The sequence below is a fragment of the Bradyrhizobium sp. USDA 4504 genome, assembly GCF_054063995.1.
The window spans coordinates 5,790,035-5,809,944 of record NZ_JBSSGV010000001.1; the positions used below are offsets into that span (position 1 = coordinate 5,790,035).

Annotated in this window: 19 protein-coding genes and 2 pseudogenes; 3 read left to right on the plus strand and 18 right to left on the minus strand. The window is 62.7% G+C overall.

Annotated features, from left to right (window positions below; genetic code table 11):
* Positions 1-252: 252 nt before the first annotated feature.
* On the minus strand, positions 253-1,185 hold the full coding sequence (gene ku, locus ACVMB1_RS27235; protein ID WP_253638699.1) for a non-homologous end joining protein Ku: 933 nt from the start codon (positions 1,183-1,185) through the stop codon (positions 253-255).
* 146 nt (positions 1,186-1,331) lie between these two features.
* Between ku and ACVMB1_RS27240 the strand changes: the two genes are divergently transcribed.
* From ACVMB1_RS27240 to ACVMB1_RS27250, 3 genes and pseudogenes are all read left to right on the plus strand, one after another.
* Positions 1,332-1,727, plus strand: a complete 396-nt coding sequence (locus ACVMB1_RS27240) for a hypothetical protein (protein ID WP_253638698.1) — start codon at positions 1,332-1,334, stop codon at positions 1,725-1,727.
* Positions 1,728-1,773: 46 nt separating this feature from the next.
* Positions 1,774-2,223, plus strand: a complete 450-nt coding sequence (locus tag ACVMB1_RS27245; RefSeq protein ID WP_253638697.1) for a hypothetical protein — start codon at positions 1,774-1,776, stop codon at positions 2,221-2,223.
* A 3-nt stretch (positions 2,224-2,226) separates the two neighbouring features.
* Positions 2,227-2,912, plus strand: a pseudogene (locus tag ACVMB1_RS27250) (SOS response-associated peptidase).
* Between the two features lie 172 nt (positions 2,913-3,084).
* Here ACVMB1_RS27250 and ACVMB1_RS27255 read toward each other — a convergent pair.
* The 17 genes and pseudogenes from ACVMB1_RS27255 to ACVMB1_RS27335 all read right to left on the minus strand — a co-directional run bounded on the left by ACVMB1_RS27255 (position 3,085) and on the right by ACVMB1_RS27335 (position 19,882).
* Positions 3,085-3,297, minus strand: coding sequence for a hypothetical protein (locus ACVMB1_RS27255; RefSeq protein ID WP_225648605.1), 213 nt, complete (start codon positions 3,295-3,297; stop codon positions 3,085-3,087).
* Positions 3,298-3,300: 3 nt separating this feature from the next.
* Complete coding sequence (locus ACVMB1_RS27260; protein WP_253638696.1) at positions 3,301-3,636, minus strand: hypothetical protein; 336 nt, start codon at positions 3,634-3,636, stop codon at positions 3,301-3,303.
* Positions 3,637-4,004: 368 nt separating this feature from the next.
* A complete protein-coding gene (locus ACVMB1_RS27265) occupies positions 4,005-5,012 on the minus strand; it encodes a zinc-dependent alcohol dehydrogenase family protein (RefSeq protein ID WP_141340659.1) in 1,008 nt (335 codons plus the stop codon).
* 24 nt (positions 5,013-5,036) lie between these two features.
* The gene (locus tag ACVMB1_RS27270; protein ID WP_253638695.1) at positions 5,037-5,390 is read right to left on the minus strand and encodes a RidA family protein; all 354 of its coding nucleotides are present in this window, start codon (positions 5,388-5,390) and stop codon (positions 5,037-5,039) included.
* A 304-nt stretch (positions 5,391-5,694) separates the two neighbouring features.
* A complete protein-coding gene (locus tag ACVMB1_RS27275) occupies positions 5,695-6,483 on the minus strand; it encodes an ABC transporter ATP-binding protein (RefSeq protein ID WP_141340661.1) in 789 nt (262 codons plus the stop codon).
* Positions 6,467-7,403: pseudogene (locus ACVMB1_RS27280) on the minus strand (ABC transporter permease). The gene ACVMB1_RS27275 and the pseudogene ACVMB1_RS27280 overlap by 17 nt, the downstream one beginning before the upstream one ends.
* A gap of 1 nt (position 7,404) precedes the next feature.
* On the minus strand, positions 7,405-8,367 hold the full coding sequence (locus ACVMB1_RS27285) for an ABC transporter substrate-binding protein (protein ID WP_456849381.1): 963 nt from the start codon (positions 8,365-8,367) through the stop codon (positions 7,405-7,407).
* A 1-nt stretch (position 8,368) separates the two neighbouring features.
* Entirely contained in the window at positions 8,369-9,589 is a 1,221-nt protein-coding gene (locus ACVMB1_RS27290) for an alpha-hydroxy acid oxidase (protein WP_256527837.1), read from the minus strand.
* Positions 9,590-9,728: 139 nt separating this feature from the next.
* The gene (locus tag ACVMB1_RS27295; RefSeq protein WP_092089126.1) at positions 9,729-10,034 is read right to left on the minus strand and encodes a hypothetical protein; all 306 of its coding nucleotides are present in this window, start codon (positions 10,032-10,034) and stop codon (positions 9,729-9,731) included.
* An 8-nt stretch (positions 10,035-10,042) separates the two neighbouring features.
* The gene (locus ACVMB1_RS27300; RefSeq protein ID WP_310885556.1) at positions 10,043-10,333 is read right to left on the minus strand and encodes a hypothetical protein; all 291 of its coding nucleotides are present in this window, start codon (positions 10,331-10,333) and stop codon (positions 10,043-10,045) included.
* A gap of 63 nt (positions 10,334-10,396) precedes the next feature.
* Positions 10,397-10,924: an alcohol dehydrogenase catalytic domain-containing protein gene (locus ACVMB1_RS27305; RefSeq protein WP_253638690.1), complete on the minus strand. Its 528-nt coding sequence runs from the start codon at positions 10,922-10,924 to the stop codon at positions 10,397-10,399.
* A 69-nt stretch (positions 10,925-10,993) separates the two neighbouring features.
* Complete coding sequence (locus ACVMB1_RS27310; RefSeq protein WP_253638689.1) at positions 10,994-11,359, minus strand: YciI family protein; 366 nt, start codon at positions 11,357-11,359, stop codon at positions 10,994-10,996.
* 7 nt (positions 11,360-11,366) lie between these two features.
* Positions 11,367-14,864 carry an indolepyruvate ferredoxin oxidoreductase family protein gene (locus ACVMB1_RS27315; protein WP_253638688.1) on the minus strand — a complete coding sequence of 1,166 codons (3,498 nt, stop codon included), beginning with the start codon at positions 14,862-14,864 and terminating at the stop codon, positions 11,367-11,369.
* A 50-nt stretch (positions 14,865-14,914) separates the two neighbouring features.
* Positions 14,915-16,312, minus strand: a complete 1,398-nt coding sequence (locus ACVMB1_RS27320) for an FAD-binding oxidoreductase (RefSeq protein ID WP_253638687.1) — start codon at positions 16,310-16,312, stop codon at positions 14,915-14,917.
* Positions 16,309-17,076: an ABC transporter ATP-binding protein gene (locus ACVMB1_RS27325; RefSeq protein WP_253638686.1), complete on the minus strand. Its 768-nt coding sequence runs from the start codon at positions 17,074-17,076 to the stop codon at positions 16,309-16,311. The genes ACVMB1_RS27320 and ACVMB1_RS27325 overlap by 4 nt, the downstream gene beginning before the upstream one ends.
* Entirely contained in the window at positions 17,073-18,845 is a 1,773-nt protein-coding gene (locus ACVMB1_RS27330; RefSeq protein ID WP_456814909.1) for a branched-chain amino acid ABC transporter ATP-binding protein/permease, read from the minus strand. The genes ACVMB1_RS27325 and ACVMB1_RS27330 overlap by 4 nt, the downstream gene beginning before the upstream one ends.
* On the minus strand, positions 18,842-19,882 hold the full coding sequence (locus ACVMB1_RS27335; protein WP_310885553.1) for a branched-chain amino acid ABC transporter permease: 1,041 nt from the start codon (positions 19,880-19,882) through the stop codon (positions 18,842-18,844). The genes ACVMB1_RS27330 and ACVMB1_RS27335 overlap by 4 nt, the downstream gene beginning before the upstream one ends.
* Positions 19,883-19,910 lie beyond the last annotated feature (28 nt).

Consider the following 19,910-nt stretch of genomic DNA (forward strand, 5'->3'; position numbering starts at 1 on the left):
AGCCGGCGAGCCGTCGTCCCGCCATACCGGACCGCGCTCGCCCAGCGCCTGCTTAGCCTCGTCCACGGTCCTATGCACCGTTACTTCGGCTCGGTCGCCTTCCTGGCGCGCGCACCGACCCGCCGGGCCGCCGTTAGACGGCAGACGAGATGATCTCGCGTGACGTCGTCGAGATCGGATTTTTCATTCGCCAGAGCCTGCCGCGGACGACGAAGGAGTGGCCGTCCGGCGTCACCGGATGCTTCACGTCACCTAAGCCGACTTCCGCTGCGGCTTGGCCGCCGGCTTCTTCGCCGCGGTCTCCTTCGCCGGCTTCTTGCCTGCGATCGGCATCAGCATTTCCTTCTGCCCAGCCGCCGCCTTGCGCGGCTTTTTTCCTGATTTCTTGGGTGCCGCTGGACCTGCCGCGCCCTCTCTTCCGATGCTCTTGCGCAGCGCGTCCATCAGGTCCACGACGTTCTCACCTCGAGGACGCGCTTTCGCGGTGATGGGCTTGCCCGCGCGCTTCTGGTTGATCAGATCAATAAGCGCAGTCTCGTACTGGTCTTCGAACTTGTCCGGCTCGAAATGCCCTGCCTTCTGATTGACGATGTGCTTTGCGAGATCGAGCATGTCCTTGGTGACTTTGACATCCTGGATATCGTCGAAATACTCTTCCGCGGGCCGGACTTCGTAGGGATAGCGCAGCAGGGTCCCCATAAGCCCCTTGTCCAGCGGCTCCAGCGCGATGATGTGCTCGCGATTGGTCAGCACCACGCGACCGATCGCGACCTTGTTCATTTCGCGGATGGTTTCGCGGATAACCGCGAAAGCGTCGTGCCCGACTTTGCCATCTGGAGTCAGATAGTAAGGGCGGATCAGATAGCGCGGGTCGATCTCGCTGCGGTCGACGAACTCGTCGATCTCGATCGTTCGCGTCGATTCCAGCGCAACGTTCTCCAGCTCCTCTTTCGTCACCTCGATGAATGTGTCGGTGTCGACCTTGTAGCCCTTGACGATGTCCTCGTTGTCGACCTCCTCGCCGGTATCGGCGTCCACCTTGGCGTATTTGATGCGGTGGCCGGTCTTTCGGTTGAGCTGGTTGAAGGAGACCTTTTCGGATTCCGAGGTGGCCGGATAGAGCGCGACCGGACAGGTGACGAGGGAAAGACGCAGGAAGCCTTTCCAGTTAGCGCGGGGGGCCATCGGGGGAACTCCATTACTGATGCCGGATTCAAGACGATCCACCAGCCTTGGTTCCGACATCACATCCTTCGCGCCAGGATGATTTTTTCTCAGTGGCTGGCCGGAGCGGGACTCGACATTTGTTCTTGTTATGTTCTAATTGGGGCATGACCGACCGACCCGCGAGCTGGCGCACGCCGACCCCGAAGCAGATGGAAAAGCTGGCAGCCCAGGCCGCCCGCAGGCCGACACCTTCCGCTGCGGCTCTGGATGCACCGCTTCCGGCCGAATACTGGGACTCGGTGCTCAAAGATCCTCGCGCCGGCGCGACCGCAAGCGAGAGCCGGCAACGACGCCTTTCCGACATTCAGCGCCACGTCCTCCGCGTGACCTGCCGCCGCTGCGAGCGAATAGTCGAAATCCAGACCGCCGATGCCGTCCGCTTGTATGGCGATAACGCAGTCTGGAAGGACGTCGCGCGGCGGCTGCTCGACAACACTTGCCAGCAGCGCACCGGCAGGCATGAAGAAGACGGGTGCTGGCCAGCGTTCGAGACGCCGTAGTCGCTCTGGATTTGCCGATCCGATCTCGTTGCGCCTGGATGTCCGGATGGCCCCGAAGTATCACCCTACGCCCCTGTCGGGAGGCGATCGCAAGGCTCTGGCGAAAGAGCTCGGCAAGGCACGCGCGATGGCTAACATCCTGGCGACCCAATCGGCGGAGATGCGAGCCAAAGGCGAGGCGATGATCCAGCAAGCCGACAGGCTGCTTTGCGAAAGCTGGAACGAACGGATGTGGAGTGACGGCGAGCCGATCGATCCGTCGCCGACCATCGATCAGGCTGCGAACGGAGGCTTCCCCTGGCTCGAGATCAGGTGCGCGCGCTGCAAGACGCCGAGCGATGTCGACCTCGCGGCGATGAAGCACCCGCCGACCACCTTCGTGCACGATCTCGCCAGCCGGCTGCGCTGCCGCAAATGCGCCAAGGCCGGCCGGCGTCCATCCGCGACTCTGCTACAGTTGACGTGGCAGCCGCGCCACCCTCCAACCGAATCCTGACCGATGTGCAATCTTTATTCGATCACGACCAACCAAGCTGCGATCAGCGCGCTGTTCCGCGTCGTGAACCGATACGTTGGAAATCTGGCGCCGCTGCCGGGGGTTTTTCCCGACTACAACGCACCGATCGTGCGGAACGGAGCCGAGGGCCGCGAACTCTCTACGGCGCGATGGGGGATGCCGTCGTCATCAAAAGCGCTGATGGACGCCACGAAGAAACGAGCGGAAAAGCTGCAGGCCAAAGGCAAGACGGTGGATTTCAAGGAATTGCTCAGAATGGAGCCGGACGGCGGGACGACCAACATCCGCAATGTGAAGGGCAAACACTGGGACCGTTGGCTCGGCCCCGAGCATCGCTGCATAGTGCCGCTCAACTCGTTCAGTGAGTTCAACAAGTCTGAGGGCGGTGATATCTGGTTCGCGTTCGACGAGGATCGTCCCCTCGCCTGCTTCGCCGGCATCTGGACCAAAACGACCTATACGCGTTCCTCACGACAGAGCCGAACGCCGAGGTCGGTGCCATCCACCCGAAGGCAATGCCGGTTATCCTGACGACGCCGGACGAGGTCGAGGCCTGGATGACGGCACCTCCGGACGAGGCCCTGAAGCTGCAGCGGCCGCTTCCGGACCAGACGCTCCGGATCGTTGCCCGCGGTATCAAGGAAGACCCGCCCGGGCCGGCGGCGTGACGGGCAAGCGCCGCCCATCAGCGGCAAGATCATCCATGTTGACTTGGTCGCCTTATGCTGCAGCGCTGCGCAGGTTACAATCCTTTCAGCAGCAACCTACGAATCGCCGAGATTGGCTCATGAGCACGTTGCAGCAGACGATCGCAGACAAGTTCCTCGCGAATTTGGCCGACTATCTAGTCCTGGTCAGTTGGCGCTTGATCTTTTGATAGGTAGCCGGATCGACATACGCGTTGACGACGTCCAGTACTTCCTGAAGAATTTCCTCTCTCAAACGCGCCTTGAGCGCCGTCAGCTTGTCGTCCTCGTCGAGGAAACGTCCCACCAGCATCCGCGCTTGCGTCTCGACGGATTCGACCGATTTGGCGGCGTCCTTGAGCAACACCGACTATTGACGATTTGGGTGGCCTTCGTCGACGGCCGTCGCGTCGAGATCGTCGACGATCTTCAGCGCGGACGCCGCACGCCGCCTCGGTCTCTTCGCCAAGTTCATCAGTTCGACGACCTGATCGTAAGACGACCTGGAGCTCTGGGCGAGGGTGTTGCCGCGCTTCACCAGATCGCCGATATCGCCGACGACTGCTTCGACGTCGAGTTGCCCCCGTTGCGAGGCCGCATAGGCATCGGAAGCCAGGGGTGCACAGACCGTCGTTATCAATTCCGACTGGATTTCCAGCCAGGCGCCGGTCTCCTCGAAGCCGTCTCGCCGGGCGTTGGGAATCACGCTCTCGGGATCGATGTAAAATTTCGCCGACGTAGTAGGTACTGAACCTTCCGTAGGTTGGGCACAATCCTGAGCTGGACCGTAAGGCCGTATGCTCGTTGAGAACCAGGATATTCATCGGCAAGAGCGTCGCCATCAACAGACTGACGGCCTGCCGCTGTCTACCCGAAAGCAGGCTGATCGGCATCGACATGCGGTCCTGGAGACCAAGCCTGATCCGCACGAGCTTGTCCGCGAAGTGCCTACGCTGCCTGCCGCACGACCACGCGTCCCGGCGGCATAACCACCCCTTCGTCCGCTATGCACGGACGCCGTGCACGCTTCGCGGCTCCGGCTGCGCATCCACTCCAGCGCTGAGTTGCTTGTGATCACTCATGCTCGATTACGATCTTGCCGACATGTGATCGGCTTTCGAAGGCCCGGAAAGCATCCATGGCCTTAGAATACGGGAAAGAGCGACTAATTACCGGCCGGAGTTGCTGCGCGGCGATAGCTCGATTCATCGCATCAAAGCCATCGCGGCTGCCGACCGTGATCCGTCGGACGGTCGACACACTCTGGCTGAGCGCCGACGGATCGAAGTCCTCGACTTTGGTCAACCTGCCGATCAGCGCGATCTGCCCGCCGACCGCGCTAGCTTTCAGGGAACGCGTCAGGGTTCCTAAGCCGCCTACCTCAACTATATGATCTGCCCCTAATCCCCCTGTTCGCTTCCGCACGGCAAACTCCCAATCAGGCGTGTCCTTATAGTTGATGACGTCGTCTGCCCCGAGTTCTTTCAGGCGCTCGGCCTTATCGGCGCTCGAGGTCGTCGCAATGACCCGGGCACCGAACAGCTTGGCGAATTGCAGAGCGAACAAGGATACGCCCCCTGAGCCCTGGATGAGAACAGTATCGCCGGCTATCACGGGGACCGGCCCAGTCAGTGCGGACCAGGCGGTCAAGGCCGCGCAGGGAAGCGTTGCAGCTTCGGCGAAAGAGAGATGAGCCGGGAGGTGAACGATCTCCTCCTCGCTGATGACGGCGTGACTGCATAGCAATCCATCGACATCGCTGCCGCGCTGTTCCGAAATGTACCCCGGCCTGACCCGGCCGCCGATCCACCGCGGGAAGAACGTCGCTGCTATTCGATCTCCGATCTTGGCCCGTGTGACTCGATCTCCAACAGCGACAATATCGCCAGTTCCGTCGCTGAGCGGAATTAGACCCGGCCGCACGTTGAATGTATCGCCACGCAGGATAAGCAGATCGCGGTAGTTGAGAGAATTTGCCCGGATGCGGACAAGTACCTCGCGCGCACCAGGGGTTATAGAGGCCCGTTTCTTCAGAAATAGGCTATTTGGGTTACCAGGTTGCTCGATGGAAAACGCCTGCATGTTGGATCCTCTGAACTGTGCGTATCAATCGCCAACAGCGGCCGTTACCTGAATTTCAATCAAAAGCCCGGGCAATACCAGATCTGCCTTGACCGTAGCGCGCGCTGGCCGCCCATGCACGCCAAGCCAATGGCGCCAGAGTTCATTGAATCCGGCAAAATGACCGAGGTCCGCTAGCCACACAGTCGCCGTCAGCAATCGCGATCGATCCGTCCCGGCCTTCTCCAGAAGTGCGTCGATCCGCCCGAATACTTCTGCGGCTTGTGTCGGGAAATCCGCGCCGCGAGAATCGAACGCCACCTGGCCGGACAAATATGCCGTGCCATTCGAGACGGTCACCTGCGACAGGAGATCGCCCGAGTCGATGTGCTTGATCATATGTTTCTTCCTTGATGTAGCCTAGTTAATAGAACGAACGATTGAACTATGTAAGCCGACACGTCTCTTCTGCTGAAGGTGTAGGAAAACGGTCGGTTTGGAGCGGGAGGCGCGAATCTGTTAGGGTGAAAGGGCATTCCCGCTATGTGAGCTTTCAGGAGGCTGTCCGTTCGGACCGGGCCCGGAAGGAAGCCTGCAGATACAGCCGGAGCCCCGAGTTCGTTCTCTTGCGACGATTGTCTGTCGGTTCGCTTTCGTTTCATCAGGTTTCCAGCTTCCCACACAAGAACACATCACTAGACGATCAAGTCAGCATCATCTGATCGCTGTCGACGACCCTTCCGGTTGCCTTGCCGAAGAGCTGAAGCAGTGCTGGAATGTCGAGCTTTCGCCGCTCCTCGCCGCTTACATCGAGCGCGACGACGCCACGATCCATCAGGATGGTGCGTGTGCCCAGGGCCAGAGCGTCTCCCATCGAGTGGGTCACCATCAGCACGGTCAGTCCGTCGGCGTCGGCGATCTCCGCTGAGAGCGAAAGGACTTTCGCCGCAGCGGCAGGATCGAGTGCGGCCGTATGCTCGTCCAGAACCAGAATCTTCATCGGCAAGAGCGTCGCCATCAACAGACTGACGGCCTGCCGCTGTCCACCCGAAAGCAGGCCGATCGGCGTCGACATGCGGTCCTCCAGACCGAGTCCGAGCCGCGCGAGCTTGTCCGCGAATTGCCGACCGCCCGACAGGGCGGTCGAGAAGCCTCGACGACGCCCGCGTTTTGCGGCAAGGGCCAAGTTCTCCTCGATGCTGAGCGATCCACACGTTCCGAGCCGCGGCTCCTGGAAGACGCGTCCGACATCCGCGGCGCGCTTCGAGGCCGGCCAATCCGTTATGTCCTGGGCGCCGAGCTTGATGGTCCCCCGACTCGGACGCACGGCGCCGACAATCGCGGACAGGAGCGTCGACTTGCCCGCGCCGTTCGAGCCAATGACCGTGACGAATTCGCCAGGCGAGATGTCGAGATTTACACCGCGAAGCGCCCGCACTTCTGTCGGAGTTCCCACGTTGAACGTGACGTGCAGATCATTCAGACGCAGCATTGACCCTGCCTCCTGCACGACGTGCGAGAAGGCGGGCCATTCCGCCCTTCGCAATACCCAGCCCACGGCCTTGCGACAGGATCACCGCCGCTGCGACCACGATTGCCGTCACCAGATTGAGATCCTGCGCCTGGATGAAGCCCAGGCTCAGCGTTGCCGCGATAAAAAGCCGATAGACGAGCGCCCCGACCAGGCAGCCGAGCGTCCCGAAGAAAGGAGCCCGCCGCCTAAGCAGCGCCTCGCCTATAATCAGAGCCGCAAGTCCTGTGACGATCGTACCGACGCCCATGGAAACGTCGGCCACGCCCTGCGTCTGGGCGAACAACGCGCCAGCTAGCGCGACGAGCGCGTTGCTGATGGCCATTCCGAGATAGATCATCGCGGCATTGTTGACGCCCTGAGCCTCCGCCATTGCCGGGTTCTCACCGCTGGCCCGCAGAGCAAGGCCGATCTCGGTCTTGAGGAACCAGTCGATCAGCAGCTTTGCGGGCAATGGCGAAGAGGGCGAGAGCAATCACATTTCGCCACAGGCCGAAGTCGCCCAGTTCGCCGAAACGATCGAACACCGTCGCTCGTCCGTAGATCGGCAGGTTCGGCCGCCCCATGATGCGCAGATTGATGGAGAAGAGCGCCACCATCGACAAAATGCCCGCCAGCAGATTCATGATGCGGAATTGCACGCTGAGCAAGGCGGTGATCAGCCCGACGGCTGCGCCGCTCATAGCGGCCAGCGCGGTCGCCAGGAACGGATCGACGCCGTTCACGATCGCAGTCGCGCCGACCGCGGCTCCGAGCGGGAAGCTGCCGTCCACCGTGAGGTCCGGAAAAGCGAGCACACGAAACGAGATGTAGACGCCCAGGGCCACCAGCGAGAACAGAAATCCCGTTTCGAGGGCGCCGGCGAACGCGAAAAGACTCATCTCACTCGATCACTTTTTTCGCGCCAGCGCGGATTTCGGCGGGGACATCGACACCCATCGCCTTTGCTGACGACGCGTTGAGATAAAGGTCCTGGCTCTTCGGCACCTGCGCCGGGATTTCGCCGGGATTCATTCCCTTGAGCACCTTGCCCGCCATCTGTGCGGTCAGTTTGCCCATCTCGTAGTAGTTGAAGCCCAACGCCGCGAGAGCGCCCCGCTCGACCGAACCCGTGTCGCAGGCGAAGACGGGCAGTCGCGCCGTCTTGCCTACAGTCACCACGCTCTCGACAACCGACACGACGGTGCTGTCGGTAGGCAACAGAATCGCATCGGTCCTGCCGACGAGACTGCGCGCAGCGTCTCCGACCAGGGCCGACTGGGCGGCAGGGCTCTCGACGATCTCCAATTGAGAAGCCTTGGCCGCTACTTTCAAAGATTCAACCTGCGAGACGGAATTGGCCTCGCCCGGGTTGAAGATCACGCCGATTTTCCTGGCGCCCGGCGCCAGCTCCCTGATCAGCTCGAGGATCGGCGGATACGGCTGCTGGTCGCTGGTCCCGGTTACGTTGCCGCCCGGCTTGGCCATCGACGGGACGAGGCCAGCGCCGACAGGATCGGTCACCGCTGCGAAGATCAACGGCTTGCCTTTCAGAGAATTTTTCAGGGCCTGCGCGGAAGGGGTCGATATGGCGATCGAGATATCGAGGTCGAGACCGGAAAACTCGTTTGCGATCTGGGCCTGGGTCGCCATGTTTCCCTGGGCGCTTCGGATTACAATCTTGGCCGTCTTGCCATCTTCATAGCCAGCCGATTTGAGGCCATCGATGATGCCTTCACGCACGGCATCGATGGCGGGGTGCTCCACGATATAAGTGAGGCCGATGAGAGGCAGGTCCTTGGCGGTCGCGGACGATGCGAACCAAGCGAGGCAGGCAGCGGTAAGAAATCCCTTCAATATACGCATGTCATGTGCCTTTTCTTAGGTATGAGACAGGAGTTGGCGACGCCCCGGCGTCAGGCCGAGGCGCGAGCGGAACCGGCGCCGGCTGACGGATCATGCCTGGATGAAAATCCTCGATCCTGGCCACGCCCATCAGCGCCTGGGCGACGTCCAGTTCGGCTTTCAGGAGGCCAAGGGCATGAAAGACCGTTTCCTCGCCGCCGACTGCAAGCGCATAGAGGGTCGCCCGACCGACCTGAACGGCGTCAGCTCCGAGCGCGAGCGCGCGAGCAATGTCGGAGCCTGTGCGGAAACCGCTATCGATCAAGAGCGTAAGCCGGCCGCCGGCCGCCGCCACGAAGTCGGGCAGGACGTCGATCGAGGCGACAGCGCCATCGAGCTGACGACCGCCATGGTTGGAGATCACCAGACCATCAACCCCGACTGACAAGGCCTTGCTGACATGCGACGGGTCGAGCAATCCCTTGACGATCAGTGGCTTCTTCCAGCGATCGCGCAGTCTTGCGATATCGTCCCAGCTTATCGAGGCATCGAACTGGCTCTGCATCAGCGCGGCGATGGTGTCGGTCTTTTCCAGCCCGAGTCCTTCCCCCATCACCTTGAGCTGCGGCGCCCCTGCCCGCGCCATCCTCATGCTCCAGCCGGGATGGACGAGGAGGCCCGCCAGCTTTGCCGGCGTCCATCGGAACGGCAGCGAGAATCCGTTACGCTCATCGCGCAGCCTCTTGCCGGCGACCGCGTTGTCGACCGTAACCTCGATGGCTTCGAAGCCGAGTGTTTCCGCCTTGTCAACGATGCGCGCGCTAAAGGCGCGATCCTTGAAGATGTAGAGCTGCATCCATTTGCTACCGTCGCCCGCCGAAGCGACGTCGTCCTGCGTGCAAGTGCCTGCGGTGCTCATGACGAAGGGAATGCCGGCCCGGCCAGCGGCGCGAGCTAAAGCTATGTCCCCGTCCGGCCAAGCCGCTGCTGCCAGGCCCGTCGGGCCGATGATGAGCGGCATTGCGTAGGACTTGCCGAAGAGCTTGACCTCTTGGCTGCGACGGCCGACATCGATCGGCGCCGAGCCGAGCAGTCGCTTCGCATCCAGTGCGGCGCGGTTGCCTGCAAGCGTGTTTTCGCCGTCAGCGCCGCCATCGTAGAAGTCGAATATCATCCTCGGCAGCGCCCGCCGCGCGAGCTCGCGGTATTCGGCGATTGAATGGGCATTGGCTTGGAATTTCATCACCGGCCCTCCGAAATTGCGCTGATAGTTTCGGGCGTTGGACGATAGCGGCTGCGCAGTGCGATAAGAACCACCAAGCTCAGCGTCGCGGCCGCGCCGGCGTAATAGCTTGGTGCGAGTTTGCTGCCGGTCGTTGCGATCACCATGTGATGATGAACGGAGCGAAGCCGCCGAACACCGTTACCGCGAAACTATAGGAGAGCGACAATCCGCTGGTCCCGGTGCCCGCCGGGAAGAATTCCGACAGTGACGCCGGCAGCGGCGCGAGGCGCCAATGTCGGCCGCGAAGATGTGCTCGCGGATTGCTGACAGCGTTGGCGTGGCTCTTCACCGAAACCTTCGCCATCGCGCGCTTGAGGTCTCGAGTATTGATTCCGTGCCGGTGAGCGTAGGCGTTGGCGAGCTGCGAGAAGTTGCAGGTTCCGATGCTTGTGATCCCGCGCATGTTCTGACTCACGGCACCAGCTTGGAAGTGTCGATTTCGGACAATTGGCGCCGGAGTTCATCTTCCTGGAAGCCAGGATGGCGCTCAGGCACCATCACCGTCATGGGATGCACCGAGACGCAGTATGGTTCGGCTACGAGGAAGCGATCGACCTCCTCGCGCGTCCTGTACTCGAGCGCGAATCCGCTGCCTATCTGGTTCGTCATGGCAACAAGGAGGCCCTGCGCCCCATTGAGCAGGACCTCATCCGACGTCGCAGTATAGCGATCGTCCAAGGCGAGTTGTCGCATCTCCATCATAGATGGTCCTCCCCAACTCTTGTCTTCTTCGGATTATTATTCATAGTACGACCGTTCTGTCAATTAAAGGGACGATCCCTCCAACAGGCCGCCGCCTGAAAGATTTTCATGAGTAGCGACCGGCGTCGGCTGGCAAACGCGGATCAGCTGCGGCTGATAGTCGGATTCCGTATAGGACAAATGGTCCGGAACGCGCACGACCTCCTCTTCATCGAGGACTGCGTGATCTCGCAGCAAGCCATCTACATCCCGGCCCCGCTGCTCGCCGAGATACTCCGGCTTGATACGCCCGCCGATCCAGCGTCTGATGAACGTGCCCGCAACGCGGTCGCCAATCTTTGCCCGCGTGACATCTTTGCCCACCGCCAAGACGTCACCTGCGCCGTCACAAACAGGCACCAATCCAGGTCGTGTCCCGCTCGCGGCATTGAAGCTTCCGCCTTGGCCGCTCACAATCAATAGATCGCGATAATTCAGGGAATTCGCGCGGATGCGAACGAGAACGTCCTTTGGCCCGAGGGGCGGCACGGAAGTCTCTTTGAGAATGAGGCCGTCGAGATGTCCGAACTGGTCGACATGAAATGCCCGCACAATAATCCCTCAATGATGATTCACGTCAGTTCCGCGAAGAGATCTGCAATGTCGGAGGGGCAGCCGCCTTCAGCCCCGCTGCTCGTGCGTTCGCAAATTGCGTGCGATCCATTCTCTGGCCGATACGAGGAGATGCTCAAGAAATTGCGGATCCGGATGGGGGACGAAACGCTCAAACGGCTCGATCGTGACGCTTTCGAAAAGACCTGCCCGGGTGTAGGGCTCGTTCGCCAGGAAGGCATCGGCCGCTTCGCGCGTCTCGTGGCGCAGCACCAGAAACATGCCTTCCACCACGGACCCGTCGGCCGACATCAAGGCGCCCCCCTGATCGAGCCAGCGCCGGTTCTCGATCATGTAGGCGACATGGATATCGCGGATGGCGAGACGCTCGTCTGCTCCACCTGGCCGATACAAGCAACGGACGACCGTCAGCATGGGAGCCTCACGCAACATCTTTGATGCCGCGAGGCGTCGGATTCGCGATCGTCTCGAACTCCCGGAGCAATCGCTGCTCTTCCCGTTTCGCGGCGGCCACATTGGCACGCTTGACGTGACCGAATCCTCTCATTTTCTCGGGCAGCTTTGCGAGTTGCACCGCCTGGTCGAGCGTCGCTGGTGACAAGCCGATCGAGAGGCGGTCGATCAGCGCCTTGTAGTCATCGATCAGACGCCGCTCCAGGCGCCGCTCTTCGGTATGGCCGAACGGGTCGAACCCGGTTCCGCGCAGGACTCTTAGGCGCGCGAGAACGGCAAAGACGCGCATCATCCAGGGTCCGAACGCGATCTTCTGCGGCGCCGTGCTTCCCGCGCGCGGTCTTGCCAGGAACGGAGGCGCGAGATGAAGGCGAAGCGTGAAATCGCCCTCGAAACGCTGCTTCAGATCGGCCATGAATTCCGGTCTGGCGTAGAGGCGGGCGACCTCATACTCGTCCTTGTAGGCCATGAGCTTGAACAGCGCGTTCGCCACGGTCTTCGTCAGGACGAAGGTGTTGGCGGAGCCGAGCTTGAGCCGCTCAGTGGCTGCACATTGGCCGACGAATGTCCGATAGGACGCCGCGTAGCGCGAGTTCTGATAACGCACGAGCTCTTCGGTGCGCCGGTCGGCCAGTGCCTGCCATTCCTCCGGCTCTAGCAAGACCGTAGGCTGCCCGCCCCGCGCGGGAAGTCCCTGCGCGGCGACCACACGACCACAAGCGAATGCACGCTTGTTCGCCTCCACTGCGACGCCGTTGAGCGTGATCGCCTGGATCATGGCAGCTGCGCTGACTGGAATCAGCCCCTGCTGCCAGGCGTGCCCGATCAGAATCATGTTGGCGCCCGTCGTCTCGCCGAACTGCTCCTGGGCGAGCTGCTGCACATCGAAGCCCGTGATCATCTCCGTCCCGGCGGCGTGGCGCACTTTGGCGAGCAGATCGTGGTATCGTGGATCCGCGTCCGGATCGCGAGCGAACTCCGCAGTCGAGCCGAGATGGGTGTTGACGAGAACGCGGGTCACGTCCTTGCGCACCGTTCCGAGACTGTCTGGCAGGCAGCCGACGATGAGATCGCCCATTACCACACCGTCAGCCTCGCCCCAGTCGATCCGGGGCTGGTTGATCGTTCGGCCGTTCCGCGCAAGGCGCAAATGGCACATCACCGAGCCGCCCTTCTGCGCCAGCGCGGTGAAGTCAAGCTCGGCAACCTCCAGACCGTCGAGGTGCGCGGCCATCGCGATAATGGCGCCGACGGTGATGATGCCGCTCCCCCCGACGCCTGCCACAAGAAGGTTGTGCGGGCGTCCGTCAGGCAGCGCCAGCAACGGCTGCGGAAGGGAGTTGGCGCGCGCAATCCAGTCCTGACCCGAGGCCGGCTGCTTGTGCAACCGTCCGCCGAGGACGGAGACGAAGCTCGGGCAAAAGCCCTCGACGCAGGAGAAGTCCTTGTTGCACGAGGTTTGATCGATCGCGCGCTTGCGGCCGAGATCGGTCTCCAGCGGCACGATCGAGAGGCAGTTGGAAGCCTTGCCGCAATCGCCGCAGCCCTCGCACACCGCGCTGTTGATGAACATCCGCCGCGCGGGATCGGAATAGGTTCCTTTCTTCCTGCGCCGGCGTTTCTCCGCCGCACAGGTCTGATCATAGATCAGCACCGTGACGCCCTTGATCCCGCGCAGCTCGCGCTGGATCGGATCAAGGTCGAGCCGGTCATGGACCGTGACGCCCTGATCGAGAGCCGTCCCCGCATAGCGCGCGGTGTCGTCGGTGACGATCACCACCTTCCTTGCCCCCTCGCTCGCCATCTGCCGAGCGATCTGGGGCACCGTGAGCTGGCCGTCGACCGGCTGGCCCCCGGTCATCGCCACCGCATCGTTGAACAGGATCTTGTAGGTGATGTTGTGGCCCGCGGCGATTGATTGCCGGATCGCGAGATGACCGGAATGGAAATAAGTGCCTTCGCCCATGTTCTGGAACACATGAGGCGTCGTGGTGAAGGCAGCCTGCCCCGCCCAATCCACGCCTTCCGCTCCCATCTGGGTCAGTCCGGACGTCTGCCGGTCCATCCAACTCGCCATGTAGTGGCAACCGACGCCGGCCAGCGCTGTGCTGTCCTCAGGAATCTTGGTGGATGAATTGTGCGGGCAGCCCGAGCAGAAATAGGGCAGACGCCGAATGCCGTCGGCCGCGTTGCTTAACGGGGACGCTCGTTCGAACCGACCGAGTCTGTCGGCAAAGGCGAGATCCGGCCGTATGTTCGAAAGCCAGGCCGACAAGGGCGCGGCAAGCGACGACGGGCGGTGCTGACCAAGCGCCGACACGAGGGGCGATCCATCGAGGGCACCGCGACCGGAAATGCTCGGCCTGCGATCCGCAGGCCAATTGAAGATCGCATCCTTGATCTGCCCTTCGACGAGGTTTGTTTTCTCCTCCACCACCAAGATGTGCTTCAGCCCGCGCGAGAACTGCTCGAAGCCCGCGCGATCGAGCGGGAATATCAGGCCTGGTCGCCAGACCCGCACACCTTTCTGCGCCAGGACATGCGGCGGCAGGCCGATGCGCTCGAAGACCTCGAGAACATCTGTCGCGTTCTTGCCCACGGCGACAATGCCGATATCTGCTTGCGGAGCATCAATCAGCATACGGTCCAGCGAGTTCATCTGCGCGAACGCGGCGATCGCTTCAAGCCGGCGTGCCATGCGCAACTCGATCGCAGGCGTCAGAAAATCACGGGTGCTATATCCGAGGCCGCCTTCCGGAAAGCGGTCTCGCGATGGTGCCGTGAAGCGCGGCAGCACAGGGGCGGTGAAGCTGCGGCTGCTTTCCACAGTCTCGGAGATCGCCTTGAACGCAACCCATGCGCCGGAGAAGCGCGACGCCGCCCAAGCCCAGAGCCCGAATTCTACATACTCGTCGACGCTAGCCGGATGAAGGATCGGAATCCCCCACCCCATCAACGACATGTCGCTGGCGTTCGGGATCGAAGAGGATGTCGCGGCATGATCGTCGCCGACCACAAGGACGACGCCGCCTTTACCCGACGCACCGGTGGCATGCCCGTGCCGGATCGCGTCACCGGCCCGATCGACGCCGGGCCCCTTGCCATACCAGAGGGCGAAAACCCCATCGACCGTCCGGTTCGGGTCCTGCCCAACCCGCTGCGTGCCGGAGACGGCCGTTGCGGCGAGATCCTCGTTGATGCCCGGCAGAAATCGGATGTCATGATCCGCTAACGCCGATTTTGCCCGCCACAACTCGGTGTCCACGCCCGCAAGCGGTGAGCCGCGATAGCCACTGACGAAGCCCGCGGAGCGGATGCCGTCGCGGCGATCAGCAAGGCGCTGCATCACCAGCAGCCGGACGAGCGCCTGCGTGCCCGAGGTGAAGACGCGGCCCTCGGCCTTCGTAATCGCATCATGGAGGCGGTAGTCGAGATCGACGCTGGTTGCAGTTTCACGAAGGGTCATGGGAATGCTCTTCTTCGAGTTTCTGTGCTCAGGACATGGGGCGAACCACATCACGCGTAAGGTTGATAATCGTCGACGCGCAGGATCTTGCCGGGATTCATGACGTTGCGCGGATCGAGCGCCCGCTTGAGCGCCGCGAGCGTCATCATCCCTGCCCCGCGCTCGGCGACCAGGTAATCCATCTTGCCGGTGCCGATGCCATGCTCGCCCGTGCAGGTGCCCCCGACCGCATGGGCACGCGCGATCATGCGAGCGTTCAGCTCGGCGATCCGCCGCTTCTCGCCCTCGTCTTCGGGATCGACCAGAACGCACAGATGAAAGTTTCCGTCGCCGACATGCCCGCACAGTGGGGCGATCAGATTGAGCTCCACGACGTCCTGTCGGGTCTGCGCAATGACGCCCGGAAGCTCGGAAATCGGCACGCAGACATCAGTCGGTATCCCCTGCGATCCGGGGCGGAGCGCCAGCGCCGCCCACCACACATCGTGGCGGGCCTGCCAGAGTTTTGTCCGGTCTTCGGGGGCGGTCGCCCACCGGAACGCGCTGCCGCCGAACTCCGCCGTAATCGCAGACATCAGGCTGACCTGTTCATCGACGGCCTGGTGGGTGCCGTGGAATTCCAGGAACAGCGTGGGCTGAACGGCGAGGTCGAGCTTTGAATAGTGGTTGCAAGCCTCGACCTGCAACGCATCGAGCAGCTCTGCGCGTGCCAGCGGAATCGCGCTCTGGATCGCGGTGACGACGGCGGACACCGCCGCCTCCACCGTCGGGAACGTACAGACCGCCGCACCAATCCGCTCAGGGATTGGGGCGAGCCGCAACGTGACTTCGGTGACGACACCGAGCGTGCCCTCGGCACCGACGAACAGCCGGGTCAGGTCGTAACCGGCGGACGATTTTCGTGCGCGGGTCCCGGTGTCGATCAGCTGGCCGTCGGCGAGCACAACGCGCAGCGACGTCACGAACTCGCGCATGGTGCCGTAGCGCACCGCGTTGGTGCCGGACGCACGTGTCGATGCCATCCCGCCGATCGAGGCGTCGGCGCCCGGATCGATCGGAAAGAACAGGCCGGTGTCCCGCAGGGCTGCGTTCAGCGCCTTGCGCGTTACACCCGCCTCCACGGTGCAATCGAGATCGGAAGGCGACACTCGCAGGATGCGATCCATCCCCGACAGATCGATGGTTAGCCCACCCTGCTCGGCGCTGATCTGTCCCTCCGTGGAGGTGCCGGTGCCGAATGGAACCACCGGACACCGATAGTGATGACAGATCGTAACAGCGTCGACGACATCCTGCGTCGAGGCTGCGAACAACACCGCATCAGGCGCGATCGTCATGTGGGATGTGACTCCGCTGGCGTGGTGGCGGCGGACCGAGGCCACCGTCGACAGCTTGTCGCCGAACCGCTCGCTCAACTGTGCGATGGCCTCTCGTGTGGCGCGTGTCATCCTGCCCTGCCGATCTGTCGCTCATGTGGCTTCGAAGAGAATGCCGTCGACATTCCGAGATAGGCTTCGATGACACGGCGATCCGCAGCGATATCGGCCGCCCTGCCTTCCAGCTGGACCGCCCCGCCTTCAAGGACGTAGGCGCGATCCGACAGCTGCAGCGCGGCGCGCGCGTTCTGCTCGATCAAGAGGATCGAAACACCCTCGTTCTTCAGCTGCGCAATGATGCGGAACATTTCCGCGACGATCAGGGGCGCAAGCCCGAGACTTGGCTCATCGAGCATCAGGAAGCGCGGTCTCAGCATCAGCGCGCGCCCCAGCGCCAGCATCTGGCGCTCACCCCCGCTCAACGTGTTGGCGAGTTGATCTCGCCGCTCGGCGAGACGCGGGAAGAGACGAAATATGTCGGCGATGCGCGCGCGCATATCGAAGCGCGGTTCCACCCTTACCGCGAACGCGCCGAGCCTGAGATTGTCGAGCACGGTCATCGGCCCGAACAGGTCGCGCGTCTCCGGCACCAGCGAGATCCGCGCGCGCACCCGCGCCTCGATCGACCGCGACGCCTCCGGCCACTGCGGAAACAGGAGCCGGCCACCGAACGGCACGAGACCCATCACTGCATTGACAAGGGACGTCTTGCCGGCGCCGTTCGGACCGATCACAGCGGTGACCTCACCGGCCTTCGCTTCAAGCGATACGTCGTTCACCGCTGTCAGGCGGCCATAGCGAACCGTGAAGCGTTCGAGTTGCAGCAGGGCTGTCATGCTGCAACCCCCAGATACGCTTCCTGGACGCCTGCGTCGGCGCGGACCTCTTCGGGCTGCCCGAACGCAATGCGGCGGCCGAAGTTCATCACCATCAGCCGATCGGCTAGGCGGAAGACAAACTCCATGTCATGTTCGACGAGGATGATGGCGAGACCTTCGGCCCGGAGCCGCAACAGCAGATCGGCCAGCAGGGTCTTTTCGTTGGCGCGCAAGCCGGCCGCTGGCTCATCGAGCAGCAGCAGCACCGGATCGGCGGCGAGCGCGCGCGCGATCTCCAATATGCGCTGATGACCGAGCGACAGCGTCCCGGCAGAATCCCATGCCTTGTCGCCAAGCCCGACGCGATCGAGCAGATGCTGCGACCAGCCCAGCAACCGGCGCTCCTCGGTGGCATCGAGCCCGCAGGACGCCGCCAAAACACCGCATCTGCCAAGATGCGTGGCGCCGATGGCAACGTTCTCGATTAGGCTCATCTCGGATACCAGCGCCGCGTGCTGAAACGTCCGCGACAGACCGCGCGCGCACATGTCACGTGCGCTCACGCGCGCCAGCGGCGTGCCCAGGAAGCTCAGCTCGCCCCCGCTCCGCGGCAGGCCACCACTGATCAGGTTAAACAGGGTGCTCTTCCCCGCGCCGTTCGGCCCGAGAACGCCAAGGATTTCGCCACTTCGAACATCGAAGCTGACATCGTCGACCGCCATGAGGCCGCCGAACGTCCGCCGCAAGCCGGTCGCCGACAGGACCGGAAGTCCATGGTCCGGCTTGGCCCGGCGGCTCGGCAGGATAAGGGGCGCGACCGGCGCAGGAGGCGCCATATAGGGGGTGATCACCTGCTGCAGGAATGGCCATAGGCCCTTGCGCGCCCGGTGCAGCACGACAATCATCAGCGCGGCGAAAGCCAACAGTTCAAATCGCGTGGTGGCCCCGAAGATGGGCCTGAGCGCGTCCTGTAGCTCGTGCTTGATGACCGTCACCAGCCCGGCGCCGACCAGCGCGCCCCAAACCTGTCCGCTCCCGCCGATCACCGTCATGAAGAGATAATCGATGCTCGCATTGAGGCCGAACGGCGTCGGGTTGAGGAAGCGCTGCACATGCGCATAAAGCCAGCCCGAGAGCGCGGCGATGACGGCTGCGGCAACGAACGCTATGAGCCGGTGGCGTTGTGCGCTCGCGCCAAAGGTCTCCGCGATCACCGCCCCCGTGCGAAGGGATCGCAGCACTCGCCCACAGCGGGATGCGAGCAATCGCCGGCACCAGACAACGACCAGCACGAGGGCCACCAGCGCGAGACCGAAGGTCTGTTGCTCACTACGCAGCTCGATACCGCCGACAGCGGCAGGGGGTATCCCTGTCATGCCGTTGAATCGGCCGAGCTCATCGGAATTTCCGATGAGGAAATAGAAACTGATGCCGAAGCAGAGCGTTGCCAGCGCAAGATAGTGACCGCTCATCCGCACGGTGATTGCACCAATCAGCGTGGCGACAGCAGCCGCACCGATCAGCGCGCCGGCAAGGCCAAGCCACGGCGAGAGCCCCAATTGCGCCGACAGATAGGCCGACGCATAGGCGCCAAGACCGACGAAAGCCGCCTGGCCGAACGAAACCATCCCCGCGACCCCGGTCATCAACACGAGTCCGAAGCACGCGATCGACGCGATCATCACATAGGTGATCACCGACACCTGATAGGTCGGCAGCCCAAGCGGGGCGAGTGCCGCGATCGCAAGGGCAATAAAGGGCGCAAGAGCCAACAGGCGGCCGATCATTCGATCCCATCCTCCACATGAGGATTGACCACAGATCGCCAGAACAGGATCGGGATGATCAGCATGAAGACGATGATGTCCCGATAGGCGCTCGCCCAGAATGAGGCGAAGGCTTCCACCGTTCCCACCAGCAGGGCGCCCGCAGCCGCGAGGGGATAGATCGCAAGTCCACCCACGATCGCGCCGACGAATCCCTTCAGACCGAGAATGAAACCGGAATCGTAGTAGAGCGTCGTCATCGGGCCCACCAGGAGACCCGACGCCGCTCCGACGAAGCCGGCGACGATGAAGGCCGTTCGCCCAGCCGAGACCGCACTGATGCCCACGATCTCGGCGCCACGCCGGTTGTATGCAGCCGCCAGAAGCGCGCGCCCGCGGAGCGAGCGGTGGAAGAAGACGTAGAGCACAAGCACGAGCACCACGCTGCTGCCGATCACTCCCACCACCTGTTGCGAGACGATCTGGCCGGCCACCGAGAACGGCGGTCCAGAAAACCCTTGCGTTCGCACACCCTCGGCTCCGAACACATGCAGACCGATGCTGTTCAATCCCAGATGGGTTGCGATCGCGGCGATCAGGAGTACCAGGGGCGACGCAGACGCGATCGGCTGGAACACGATCCGATAGATCACCGGACTGATGCAGGTGATCAGCGCGCAGGTGACCGCCATCTTCCAAAGGAGCGGCGCGTCCTTCGGAACCAGTACCGCAGCCACCAGTGCGACGGCGAGCGGCACGATGCCAAACTGCACGATCGATCGCGCGACGCGGGCGCGGTCCCGCCGAGCGCTGGCGTCCAACATCTCGAGCGCAAACGCGATCGCGGCGCCAAACAGCAGGATCCATACCGTGCCCGGCATGACACCCGTGTCGAAGGCCGACAAGGTCAGCGCCGTGAAGGCGACCAGATCACCCTGTGGTACGAAGATCACGCGCGTCACCGTGAAAACGAGGACAAGCGCGGTCGCGAGCAGGATGTAGATTGCGCCATTGGCGATTCCGTCCTGCAGCAGGATGGCCGCAACATCAGCGGTCACCGCTGCCCCCGTCGCCGCGCGCCTTGCG

Excerpts from the sequence above, each read along its gene's own strand:
- ku (WP_253638699.1), bottom strand. The coding sequence starts at position 1,185 with ATGGCCCCCCGCGCTAACTGGAAAGGCTTCCTGCGTCTTTCCCTCGTC.
- ACVMB1_RS27240 (WP_253638698.1), top strand. The coding sequence starts at position 1,332 with ATGACCGACCGACCCGCGAGCTGGCGCACGCCGACCCCGAAGCAGATG.
- ACVMB1_RS27245 (WP_253638697.1), top strand. The coding sequence starts at position 1,774 with ATGGCCCCGAAGTATCACCCTACGCCCCTGTCGGGAGGCGATCGCAAG.
- ACVMB1_RS27265 (WP_141340659.1), bottom strand. The coding sequence starts at position 5,012 with ATGCAGGCGTTTTCCATCGAGCAACCTGGTAACCCAAATAGCCTATTT.
- ACVMB1_RS27270 (WP_253638695.1), bottom strand. The coding sequence starts at position 5,390 with ATGATCAAGCACATCGACTCGGGCGATCTCCTGTCGCAGGTGACCGTC.
- ACVMB1_RS27275 (WP_141340661.1), bottom strand. The coding sequence starts at position 6,483 with ATGCTGCGTCTGAATGATCTGCACGTCACGTTCAACGTGGGAACTCCG.
- ACVMB1_RS27285 (WP_456849381.1), bottom strand. The coding sequence starts at position 8,367 with ATGCGTATATTGAAGGGATTTCTTACCGCTGCCTGCCTCGCTTGGTTC.
- ACVMB1_RS27290 (WP_256527837.1), bottom strand. The coding sequence starts at position 9,589 with ATGAAATTCCAAGCCAATGCCCATTCAATCGCCGAATACCGCGAGCTC.
- ACVMB1_RS27295 (WP_092089126.1), bottom strand. The coding sequence starts at position 10,034 with ATGCGCGGGATCACAAGCATCGGAACCTGCAACTTCTCGCAGCTCGCC.
- ACVMB1_RS27300 (WP_310885556.1), bottom strand. The coding sequence starts at position 10,333 with ATGATGGAGATGCGACAACTCGCCTTGGACGATCGCTATACTGCGACG.
- ACVMB1_RS27310 (WP_253638689.1), bottom strand. The coding sequence starts at position 11,359 with ATGCTGACGGTCGTCCGTTGCTTGTATCGGCCAGGTGGAGCAGACGAG.
- ACVMB1_RS27315 (WP_253638688.1), bottom strand. The coding sequence starts at position 14,864 with ATGACCCTTCGTGAAACTGCAACCAGCGTCGATCTCGACTACCGCCTC.
- ACVMB1_RS27320 (WP_253638687.1), bottom strand. The coding sequence starts at position 16,312 with ATGACACGCGCCACACGAGAGGCCATCGCACAGTTGAGCGAGCGGTTC.
- ACVMB1_RS27325 (WP_253638686.1), bottom strand. The coding sequence starts at position 17,076 with ATGACAGCCCTGCTGCAACTCGAACGCTTCACGGTTCGCTATGGCCGC.
- ACVMB1_RS27330 (WP_456814909.1), bottom strand. The coding sequence starts at position 18,845 with ATGATCGGCCGCCTGTTGGCTCTTGCGCCCTTTATTGCCCTTGCGATC.